This is a genomic window from Microcoleus harperi Pol14_C6, from assembly GCF_036701295.1.
Classification (GTDB): domain Bacteria; phylum Cyanobacteriota; class Cyanobacteriia; order Cyanobacteriales; family Microcoleaceae; genus Microcoleus.
This window is the reverse complement of the sequence record NZ_JAUBQN010000077.1, coordinates 1-10,555: the sequence shown is the minus strand read 5'-3', so window position 1 is coordinate 10,555 and position 10,555 is coordinate 1. Positions and strand designations below refer to the sequence as shown.

The 10,555-nt window shown below is 49.4% G+C and carries 12 protein-coding genes; 4 read left to right on the top strand and 8 right to left on the bottom strand.

Annotated elements, in window-relative coordinates; translation table 11 throughout:
• The first annotated feature begins 154 nt into the window (after nt 1-154).
• Nucleotides 155-1,447 carry a ribonuclease D gene (locus tag QUA27_RS26510; RefSeq protein WP_333071956.1) on the top strand — a complete coding sequence of 431 codons (1,293 nt, stop codon included), beginning with the start codon at nt 155-157 and terminating at the stop codon, nt 1,445-1,447.
• Between the two features lie 34 nt (nt 1,448-1,481).
• On the opposite strand, the gene QUA27_RS26505 is transcribed toward QUA27_RS26510, so the two are convergent.
• Nucleotides 1,482-1,721 carry an aldo/keto reductase gene (locus QUA27_RS26505; RefSeq protein WP_333071955.1) on the bottom strand — a complete coding sequence of 80 codons (240 nt, stop codon included), beginning with the start codon at nt 1,719-1,721 and terminating at the stop codon, nt 1,482-1,484.
• Between QUA27_RS26505 and QUA27_RS26500 the strand changes: the two genes are divergently transcribed.
• Entirely contained in the window at nt 1,620-2,555 is a 936-nt protein-coding gene (locus tag QUA27_RS26500; protein ID WP_333071953.1) for a COG4705 family protein, read from the top strand. The two genes, QUA27_RS26505 and QUA27_RS26500, sit on opposite strands and share 102 nt — an antisense overlap.
• A 56-nt stretch (nt 2,556-2,611) precedes the next feature.
• Here QUA27_RS26500 and QUA27_RS26495 read toward each other — a convergent pair whose 3' ends face one another.
• The 7 genes from QUA27_RS26495 to QUA27_RS26465 form a co-directional block, all read right to left on the bottom strand.
• The gene (locus QUA27_RS26495; RefSeq protein WP_333071952.1) at nt 2,612-3,619 is read right to left on the bottom strand and encodes an aldo/keto reductase; all 1,008 of its coding nucleotides are present in this window, start codon (nt 3,617-3,619) and stop codon (nt 2,612-2,614) included.
• Nucleotides 3,620-3,678: 59 nt separating this feature from the next.
• On the bottom strand, nt 3,679-4,323 hold the full coding sequence (locus tag QUA27_RS26490; RefSeq protein WP_333071950.1) for a TMEM175 family protein: 645 nt from the start codon (nt 4,321-4,323) through the stop codon (nt 3,679-3,681).
• Between the two features lie 85 nt (nt 4,324-4,408).
• Nucleotides 4,409-5,470 carry an NAD(P)-dependent alcohol dehydrogenase gene (locus tag QUA27_RS26485; protein WP_333071948.1) on the bottom strand — a complete coding sequence of 354 codons (1,062 nt, stop codon included), beginning with the start codon at nt 5,468-5,470 and terminating at the stop codon, nt 4,409-4,411.
• A 161-nt stretch (nt 5,471-5,631) separates the two neighbouring features.
• Nucleotides 5,632-6,408, bottom strand: coding sequence for an SDR family oxidoreductase (locus QUA27_RS26480; RefSeq protein ID WP_333071947.1), 777 nt, complete (start codon nt 6,406-6,408; stop codon nt 5,632-5,634).
• A 33-nt stretch (nt 6,409-6,441) separates the two neighbouring features.
• Nucleotides 6,442-7,533 carry an alpha/beta hydrolase gene (locus QUA27_RS26475; protein ID WP_333071945.1) on the bottom strand — a complete coding sequence of 364 codons (1,092 nt, stop codon included), beginning with the start codon at nt 7,531-7,533 and terminating at the stop codon, nt 6,442-6,444.
• An 84-nt stretch (nt 7,534-7,617) separates the two neighbouring features.
• Nucleotides 7,618-8,007: a cyclophilin-like fold protein gene (locus QUA27_RS26470; RefSeq protein WP_333071943.1), complete on the bottom strand. Its 390-nt coding sequence runs from the start codon at nt 8,005-8,007 to the stop codon at nt 7,618-7,620.
• A 137-nt stretch (nt 8,008-8,144) separates the two neighbouring features.
• Nucleotides 8,145-8,648, bottom strand: a complete 504-nt coding sequence (locus tag QUA27_RS26465) for a (R)-mandelonitrile lyase (protein WP_333071941.1) — start codon at nt 8,646-8,648, stop codon at nt 8,145-8,147.
• A gap of 235 nt (nt 8,649-8,883) precedes the next feature.
• On the opposite strand from QUA27_RS26465, the gene QUA27_RS26460 reads away from it, so the two are divergent.
• Together QUA27_RS26460 and QUA27_RS26455 are read left to right on the top strand one after the other, a co-directional pair.
• The gene (locus QUA27_RS26460; protein ID WP_333071940.1) at nt 8,884-9,891 is read left to right on the top strand and encodes an AraC family transcriptional regulator; all 1,008 of its coding nucleotides are present in this window, start codon (nt 8,884-8,886) and stop codon (nt 9,889-9,891) included.
• A gap of 86 nt (nt 9,892-9,977) precedes the next feature.
• Nucleotides 9,978-10,433: a GNAT family N-acetyltransferase gene (locus QUA27_RS26455; protein ID WP_333071938.1), complete on the top strand. Its 456-nt coding sequence runs from the start codon at nt 9,978-9,980 to the stop codon at nt 10,431-10,433.
• The last annotated feature ends 122 nt before the right edge of the window (nt 10,434-10,555 follow it).

Sequence of the window (10,555 nt, the reverse complement as noted above, 5' to 3'; positions counted from 1 at the left end):
TGAAGTTTGTTCGCCATATTGAATTGCCTCTACTTTTACCCTATATTTTAGTGTACCTTCATAGTGAATTGGTATTAATACGATTGTTGACAATATAGCCAATAATTGCTATAGCATAAGATAATCAAAAAGTTAATAGCAAAAGTCTGTAAAAATGCCTTATTTAACAGCAGAAAACGACATACAATCACTCATCGCTAAATTTGCCCAAACTACAATCCTGTGGGTTGACACAGAAATAGCAGACTATAAATCCAACCCTAGATTATCTCTGATTCAGGTGTTAGCTGACTCCACAGATTCGAGTGGAGATGGCACTTTTCTACTAGATGTCTTGGATCAACCTGAATTGGCAAAAGATTTTATCAGCCAAATCATGGTCAATCCAAATATTGAAAAAGTCTTGCACAACGCCAGCTATGACATCAGATTTTTGGGCAACGACGACGCTCAAAATGTCACTTGCACATTAAAAATGGCGAGAAAAATTCCCACTTACATTCTGCCATTACCCAACCGACAACTCAAAACTTTAATAGAAACACTTTGCGACATTGCTTATGTTGATAAAACAGAACAAAGCGGCGATTGGGGCAAGCGTCCCCTGACCCAGAAGCAGCTAGAGTATGCCAAGATGGACGCGGTTTATTTAGCTGGAGTGCATCGCCGCCTGGTAGAAATCCTTGCCCAATGTTACCCCGAACCCGCCACGGAAAACTTGACAGCATTGGGCGAAAAATATCAGGAAATAGAATCTCGGTGGAAGCCACTAGACTCAGAAATTGCTGAAGTCAAAGAACGATTTAAAGCGGGGATGATGGCGCAAAAGCTCAAAGACAGTTCTTATTTTGAGCTTTCCAGTTCGATAGCTATGAAAGTAGATTTTCTCACCCTGGCAAGACTGACGCAAAGTGAGGGAATTGAGTTGAATTTTCCGGTGACGCTGACGAAAGAAATTCAAAAACAGTTAGGCGAACTCATCGCGGCTCCATCTTTGGAAGTGGAGGATATTGCTAGTTGGCGGTTGAATTCTAATGTACAGCAGCGGCGAAAATCTACTAAGAAAGTTGCGCCAGAACCGGAGAGTGAGGATTTAACTGCATTGGGGGAAAGGTACAAAGAAATTTTGCCCGAATGGAAGTTGCTGGATTCTGAAGTTGAGCATTTGAAAGAGCGCATTAAAAAAGCAATGTTGGTGCAAAATCAGGAAAATACTCCCCATTTTAAGTTATCCAGTTCCTCGATTTTGAAGGTAGATTTTGCTAAATTGGCAAAACTTGGGCTATCTGTGGGAGTTGAGTTAGATTTTATGGTGACGCTGACTCAATACATCCAAAAGCGGTTAGGGGAAGCTATTAACAAAATTGATGTGCAAATTGAGTATATTACCAGTTGGCGGATGACGGCTAAGACTGGGGAAGATGAAGAGGAAGAAATTCCTTTTTAACTACTAAAATATCACATTTTCTCTTCTTTGCCACTCAGCGACCCGTCAAAAGCTCTAACTTTTCGGGGTATCTCGCCCCTTGTACTGTGATTTTGGCGGCGGCATCATCGATGTCACGCAGATCCGCAGGCGTGAGTTCGACGGAGACTGCCCCGATGTTTTCGTCCAAGCGATGCAGCTTCGTGGTGCCTGGGATTGGAACAATCCACGGCTTCTGGGCCAGCAGCCAGGCGATCGCGCGCGATCTGAGCAGGTGTCGGCTGCTAATGTACAATTAATTTATCATTATATATTGAGTAAAGCCGCAACTAAAATCCACCCAGAGAGGAAGCCAAAACCAAACAGTACAGAACAATCTGCACAGCATCGCATGATCAAAAAGCTGCCAGAAGTTACCATTTTTTTCTGGATTATCAAGTTGCTGACTACGGGAATGGGCGAAACAACTTCAGATTACCTAGCCCATCAGATGAACCCTATTTTTGCGGTCGCTCTGGGGGGAATTGGATTAGTGATTGCTTTACTAATACAGTTTTCAGTACGGAAATATATTCCCTGGGTCTATTGGTTAGCTATTATTATGGTCGCTATATTCGGAACAATGGCTGCTGATGCTATCCATGTTGTATTAGGGGTTTCGTATCTCCTATCGACTGTAGGATTTTCCGTCGTACTTAGTATTATTTTTGCAGTTTGGTATATGAGCGAGAAGACTTTATCGATTAATCATATTTACACACGTCGGCGCGAGTTATTTTACTGGGCAACCGTTATGGCTACATTTGCGCTTGGCACAGCCGCAGGTGATATGACAGCATCAACTTGGGGTTTGGGGAATTTCACATCAGGTTTACTGTTTGCCTTGTTATTTGCTTTACCAGCGTTCGCATACTGGCGCTCAGGACTTAATGAGGTCGGGGCTTTTTGGCTCGCATATATCCTGACTAGACCATTGGGCGCTTCATTCGCAGATTGGATCGGTAAATCTCAGGATAGTGGGGGAGTAGGCTTTGGTACAGGGCGGATCAGCATTGTCTTAGCTATTCTGATTTTTGGTTTTGTTGCTTATGAGACATACTCGAGCAAAGACAGTTATAGCAAGTCATAATGAGTTGGGTCTGGTTTAAGGGGCGGTCATGCCAGACCCAAAGACTAAAACTAGACTCAGCGACCCGTCATTTGCTCTAGCTTTTCGGGATATCGATCGCCTTGCACTGCGATGTTGGAAGCAGCGTTATCAATGTCACGCAAATCGTCAGATGTGAGTTCAATGGAGATAGCTCCAATATTTTCATCCAAGCGATGCAGCTTCGTGGTGCCTGGAATCGGAACAATCCACGGCTTTTGAGCTAACAGCCAAGCGAGCGCGATCTGAGCTGGGGTCGCCTGCTTGTGTTCTGCAATACTACCAAGCAGATCGATCAGGGCTTGATTCGCCTTGAGTGCATCCGGCGTGAAGCGAGGCAGGGTGGTGCGGAAGTCAGAGCTATCGAAGGTCGTGCTTTCGTCAATTTTGCCCGTGAGAAAGCCCTTGCCCAGCGGGCTGTACGGGACAAGTCCGATGCCAAGTTCCTCAAGGGTCGGTATCACTTCCGCTTCAGGCTTTCTCCACCACAGCGAGTATTCACTCTGGAGAGCCGTGACTGGCACAACGGCATGGGCGCGCCGAATCGTTTGCACTCCCGCTTCAGAAAGCCCGAAGTGCTTCACCTTCCCTGCCTGAATCAGTTCCTTCACTGCTCCTGCCACGTCTTCAATTGGCACGTTTGGGTCAACCCGGTGCTGATACAGTAGGTCGATCACCTCAACTTTGAGCCGCTTGAGCGATCCCTCCACGGCTTCCTTGATGTGCTCCGGTCGGCTATTCAATCCGGGTGAACCTTTCATGCCACGAGGATCGGAATTAGGACTGATGTCAAACCCAAATTTGGTCGCAATGACCACTTGGTCGCGGAAGGGAGCGAGGGCTTCACCCACCAGTTCTTCGTTCAAGTACGGGCCGTAGACTTCGGCAGTGTCAAAGAATGTAATGCCGCGATCGACCGCAGCCCCCAGAAGAGCAGTCATCTCCTGTTTGTCTTTGGGCGGACCATAAGAAAAGCTCATTCCCATGCAGCCGAGCCCGATCGCTGAGACTTCCAGATTACTGTTTCCAAGTTTGCGCGTTTGCATTGTTTTTCTCCGTTAATGTGGAACTGATATTGTTTGCCGTCGAGCCGATCCCGCCGTTGTCAGTCGCCTTCGCTGCGATCCCTGCTTATACTGGAGTCGCCGATGTGGGAAGCAGTGCTGCCGTGACCCCAGCGAGGCCAGAGATAGAAGAGGTTGAGGAGGATGAAAAGCAGCACCGCCAGCCAGGGCAGAACCAGCGCGACCACGGTGGCGATCGCATAAACGATCGGTCCGACAAGGAATAAACGTCTGATCTTCCGTACTTTTTTCGCTGTGAGGCGCGTATCGATCAGCCGATACTCGTGAGCCGCATACCGCCACATGGCGTTGACGAAGATACCAATCAGGGTCAAGATGCCACCGTAGAACCCAGCGGCAACCGACTCGTCCATTCCCCGGTGGAACGCTTCTGCAAGTACAGCGGTTGGAAACGGCAGGAAGGCGATCGGCATCAGGTGGAGGACGTTAAGCAGCAACAGCATTCCGTCCACGCGGACGATGTGTTTGAACATGGCGTGGTGGTTGATCCAGATTGCGCCGATCACCAGGAAGCTCACCACGTAGGCGAGGTAGGACGGCCAGAGCTGGAGGAGCTCCGCCCCGAGCGCCGTATCGGGTGGTGGCACTTTGATTTCGAGCACCAGAAGGGTGATTGCGATCGCAAAAACACCGTCGCTAAATGCCTCCAAGCGTGTGGTATCCACACTCACCTCCTCTGCGAATAATTGCTGTTACCAAGTTTGCGCTTCTGCATGACCACTGCTTCGAGGCTCCACCGTCCCAACTCAGTTATTCAGATTTAAGAGAAGCCATATCAATTACAAAGCGGTACTTCACATCGGACTTGAGCAGTCTTTCGTAGGCTTCGTTGACTTTCTGGATCGGGATGACTTCGACATCGGCAGTGATGTTATGTTCACCGCAAAAGTCGAGCATCTCTTGAGTTTCGGCGATGCCGCCGATCATAGAGCCAGAAAGACTGCGGCGGCCCATAATCAGGCTGAATGCTGCGACCTCCAAGGGCTTCTCAGGTGCGCCGACAAGGGTGATGTTACCGTCGAGGCGGAGCAGGTTGAGATAAGCATTAATGTCGTGCTTGGCGGCGACGGTATCGAGGATAAAATCGAAGCTACCAGCGTGCTTTTGCATCTCGTCAGCATTGCGGGAAACAACAACTTCATCGGCACCCAGGCGGAGTGCGTCTTCTTTCTTGTCGGGGGACGTGGTAAAGGCAACGACGTGTGCTCCCATTGCATGAGCAAGCTTGACGCCCATGTGCCCCAATCCGCCCAGACCGACCACACCTACTTTCTTACCCTCTGTGACTCCCCAATGACGGAGTGGCGAATACGTGGTAATGCCTGCACACAGGAGTGGCGCAACTCCAGCCAAATCGAGGTTTGGGGGAACGCGCAGCACGAAGCGTTCATCAACAACAATGCTATCGGAATAGCCACCATAGGTGACTGGAGCAGTCTTGTGCTTGTCTGGGGAGTTGTAGGTGAGGATCGCATTTTGGCAAAACTGCTCAAAGCCAGCTTTGCAATGGGGACAGGTACTATCCGAATCGACCATACAGCCGACTCCCGCTAGATCGCCGGGCTTGTACTTCGTCACTGCTGAACCAACTTGAGTGACCCGTCCGACGATCTCATGACCGGGAACGATCGGGTAGGTCGTGGACATGAAATCGCTCCACTCGTTACGCACTGAATGCACATCTGAGTGACAGATGCCGCAGAAGAGGATTTCGATCTGCACGTCGTGTTCGGTTGGATCGCGCCGTGCGATCGTGTCGGAGGCTAGCGGTGATGTTGCACTGGCTGCGGAATAAGCTTTCGTGTTGTACATGAATTGATGCTCCTAGCTGTTTACGTTTGGTATATGGTACTGTTCGTCGCTAATGTCGCCTACCGCCTGCGGGGCGATATGAGTCATCGCCGTTAACGGCAGTGGCGATGGCGATCGTGCTTTTTTGTCGTGCGGTTAAGGTTTGATTAGGTTGGCGACGATTACTGCACCGTTTGTCCACCGTCGATGACCATAGCGTGTCCAACCATGAAGGCAGCCGCGTCCGAACACAGCCAAACAACTGCCGCAGCGATCTCATCAGGCTTGCCCATCCGTCCAATCGGCTCCTCCGCAATTACCTGCGCTCGCCCTTCGTCCGTGCCGCCAGTGAAGCGACCCATCATCGGGGTGTCGATGTAGCCGGGACAGACGGCATTGACGCGGATATTCTGGGCGGCGTAGTCGAGGGCTGCCGCCTTGGTGAGACCAATTACGCCATGTTTCGCGGCAGTGTATGCGGGGCTGCCCTTGATGCCGATGATTCCTGCCCCCGATGAGGTATTGACGATCGCGCCACCACCCTGTTTAAGGATCAGCGGGATCTCGTGCTTCATACACAGGAAAACGCCGCGCAGGTTGATGTCGATGATCCGGTTCCACTCTTCTTCCTCGTACTCTGCGGTCGGAGCCGGATTCCTCGGCTCGATGCCCGCGTTGTTGAAGGCGAAGTCCAGCCGCCCGAAAGCCTCAACGGTCTTGTCCAGAGCCGCTTTCACGTCCTCGGCTTGCGTCACGTCGCACTTAACGGCGATCGCCTGTCCGCCCTGGTCTTCGATCAGGCGTACCGTTTCTTGATTGCCCTGTTCTGAAATGTCAGCAGCTACGACCTTAGCGCCTTCACGGGCAAACGCCAGTGCCGCCTCGCGACCAATGCCGCTTGCTGCTCCGGTGACAAAAGCCACCTTATCTGTGAAGTTTCCATTCAAATTGGATACCATATTTTCTCCTGTATTAAAACGACAGTTTCTCGTTTACCGACTGAGGTGCTGATTGAAAAATGACTGAAGCTTGTCCCACGGGATAAGCTTCACCCGATCGTACAAATCGACATGGCCAGCGTTCGGAACGATGTAGAGTTCCTTTGGTTCGGCTGCGCGTTTGTAAGCATCTTCAGTGAACTCTCTGGAGTGTGCATCTGCGCCCGTGATGAACAGCATGGGACGGGGCGAAATCGTCTCAATGTCATTGAACGGGTAGAAGTTCAGGAATTTGACGTTACTGGTCAGTGTCGGATGGGTTGTAAGTTTCGGCGACGAACCTTTGGGGGTGTATTCGCCCCTGGGAGTGCGGTAGAAGTCATAAAACTCGCGCTCAATAGCGGTGGAGTTCTCATTCAGTTCATGCACGGTTCCGCTTGTGTATTTGGTTTCGCCGCCCGTGAACTCCGCATAGCGTTGCTCAGCCGCCTCTGCGATCGCTTGCTTCCTCTGTTCGAGGGTCGCAGAATGCCTCAGCCCGTTACGGTTGGCCGCACCCATGTCATACATACTGACCGTCGCAATGGCCTTCATGCGCGGGTCAATCTTGGCGGCGCTGATGACGAAGCTGCCACTGCCGCAAATCCCGAGAACGCCAATCCGGTTCCTATCAACGAATGACTCGGTGCCCAAAAAATCGACTGCAGCACTGAAATCTTCGGCATAAATATCCGGCGAAACAACGTTGCGGGGCTGCCCCTCACTCTCACCCCAAAAGGACAAATCGAGGGACAAGGTGACGAATCCCTGGTCTGCCAGTTTTTGGGCATACAGATTTGAGCTCTGTTCTTTCACTGCGCCCATTGGGTGCCCGACAATGATTGCCGAATTCTTGGCGTTCTGATCCAAGTCTTTGGGAATGAAGAGATTCCCGACAACTTGCATGTTGTATTCGTTTTTGAACGTAACTCTTTGCATGGTCACTTTGTCACTCTGATAGAAGTTGTCCGCCCCCTCGACTACAGCGGACTGCTGCGCGAGTGTTTGGGGGTTCTTACCCGATACGTGTGTTTTGTCGAGTGCAAATGCCATCGCTGTACAGATTGCACTCATCAAAAGGGTTGGTATTAAAATGCGGTATTTCATTGAGTTCTCAATAAGTGTGGGTTTATCTAGCAGGTTCGCTTCGGTTCGATAGTCGTCGCAAGCCGTTTCATTTCCCTACCCTCTTTATTGCGATTGCAGCTCGATCGTCACTTCTACAGACCCTGGCACATTCAATGCCTCGATGTCACCGTCAATTTTTCCGAGGATAATGAGTCCGTTTGAGTACCCAAAATCGTTGTAATACATCGCCAAATTCCCCCAGGGAGCGTAATAAGCAATATCTCCAACCGCAGGAGCACTGCCCGAAGGTGCATCTTCTGTCGATAATCGTCTTGGCAAATCACTAATCTTTTCGGTGTTTGCGTAATCTTCTAGCGTCAGTGTCAATGGCAGCAGGGAAATAAAATCCTGAGTGGTTTTGCTGTCAATCAACGTGGCTGTAATGACTTTGTTTCCGACCTTGATGTTTATCTTCATCCTGTTTGGCTGCTCGGTTGATAGTTCAGTTGGCATTTCTGACGGGGCGCTGCTAGGCATCCTGTTGTCGGCACGGCAGGCTGAGTAACTCAGGGACATTGCTAAAGCGAGAACGCCAATCAGGATTCTCTTCTGGCAGTTTTTCCCATTGGTGGAGAACCTTCTCAAAAGCATTAGGATCTTGCTTTATATTGCTCGTCGCTGACCTGTTCCATCCAGTCCACAGGGCTGCCGTTGAGCGCCTCGTGAATGGCAGTATGAGTCATGGCTGTACTGGCTGTAGCTCCGTGCCAGTGTTTCACACCGGGTGGAATCCAGACGACATCACCAGGTCTAATTTCCTGAATTTGACCGCCCCACTGCTGAACCCAGCCAATTCCAGCCGTCACAATGAGGGTTTGCCCCAAAGGATGAGTGTGCCATGCGGTGCGGGCACCAGGCTCAAAGGTGACACTTGCGCCAGATGCGCGTGACGGTTCGTGCACCGGAAAAAGAGGATTGATGCGTACAGAACCCGTGAAATATTCGGCAGATCCTTCAGTGGAAGGCTGCGAACCGTTCCGCGTGATTTCTACGGTCTGTGGGCGATCGCCAGATGAGACTTGTGTACGACCTGCCTGCGCGAACCCCAAAGCCAACAAGGAAAATGCCATAACAGGCATCGTGAGCCGTTTCATTTCTGTTCCTCCATGTTTGTGCTTAGTCATGCAAAGCTTTCCCACAGCGACCAATGCCTGCCGTGGATTTGATGATGCTTCTCGTGCAATCGCAAGAAGCGCTTGACCAAACAAATTTGAGTTTTCTCTTGAAGAGAAATCCAGACGCTTACAATTCGCCGGAATCGTTTTTCATTGCTTTAGCTTCATTCTAAGAATCCTCAAAGGCAAGCAATAGAACGATCGTCTAAGATTGTTGTACAATCCTGCAAACTTAGAAATTAACGCTGCCAAAACGAGTGAAAAGTCCGCTATGGAGTTAATGAACGACCAGCAGGCAAAGCGCGAGGCAGATAGAGCGCAAGCCCACAGAGACGAACTGACCGAGCGGATTGCACAGGCGATTTGTCATGATGGGACGATCGAGCCGCTGAAAGGATTGCACTTCTACCGCACCTCCTTTCCTTCGGAATGCATTCATAGTGTCTCGATTCCTTCCTTTTGTGTCATTGCTCAGGGCAGCAAAGAAGTGCTGCTAGGCAGCGAGCGCTACCAGTACGATCCGATGCACTATCTATTGGGGACGGTCGAACTACCGATTGCCAGCCGAATTCTAGAAGCAACCCAGGAAAAACCGTACCTGGGGCTTCGTCTGGATCTCGACCCCACCCTGGTTGGCTCAGTCATGGTTGAGGCAGGCTATCCCTCAGCTCAAAGCGAGGCTAGTGTCAAAGCGATCGATGTCAGTCCACTGGATACCAATCTGCTAGACGCTACGGTGCGGCTCGTCAGGCTTCTAAATTCCCCTGCGGAAGCTCATGTTCTCGCACCACTGATTAAGCGAGAAATCATTTATCGACTGCTGATGGGAGCGCAAGGCGATCGGCTGCGTCAAATTGCTGTTCTGGGTGGCTCTACCCACCAAATTGCTAGAGCAGTCGATCGACTTCGTAAAGACTTTAACCAGCCACTTCGGATTGAAAGCATCGCACGAGAGCTGGGAATGAGTGTATCGAGCTTCCACCATCACTTCAAGTCTGTCACTGCCATGAGTCCCTTGCAGTTCCAGAAGCAACTGCGGCTCCAGGAAGCTCGCCGTCTGATGCTGGGGCAAAACCTTGACGCTACCAGTGCTGCCTACCGTGTGGGTTACGACGATTCCTCGCACTTCAACCGAGAGTACAAGCGGCTCTTTGGTATACCACCGATGCGCGATATGGAGCGGCTGCGAGAAGCTGCTAGGCAGATTGCGAGTTCAAAATGATCTCCTCAAGATGCCCTAATCAGGGCAGAAATCGCTAAAACTTTAGGCATTTATTGCGCTCACTGTATTTTGGGAACAAATCAACTATGGTTGGACAAATCAGAAAGTATAATAAATCAATTCATCTTAATCAAGTTTTAGAAATATTTAAAACAGAAGAAAAATTACTAGGCTTGGTGCCTGATGATGCTTTACAGAAAGAACTAGATGATCTAAAAAAGAATTTATTGAATGGCAAAGGTGAAGATATTAATGGAAAATGGTCGATTAAAGCATGGGTTATAGTGGAGGGTGATGTAGTAATTGGATTTGTCTTTGCTCGTGAGTATAATCATAAGACAATATTAGATAGTTTATATATTTTGAAAGATTATAAACGCAAAGGCTGCGGAACTAAATTGATGAAGCAGGTTAAACAAAACTGCAAATCTCCAATTAGTTTAGTAGTCTATGAGGAGAATAAAATAGCGGTTGATTTCTATAATAAACACGAGTTTGTATTTACTAGGGATGCGGTTGAGCACGATCGTAAGTATCTATAGCAATCCTAAATGATTCGTAAAAACTTATAATTTATAATAGTTAAGCCGTGTGTTAATATTTAGATTGGGAATATAACGTGAAATAGAACAATATGTCTGAGCAGCAAAATCTCAAAGAATTA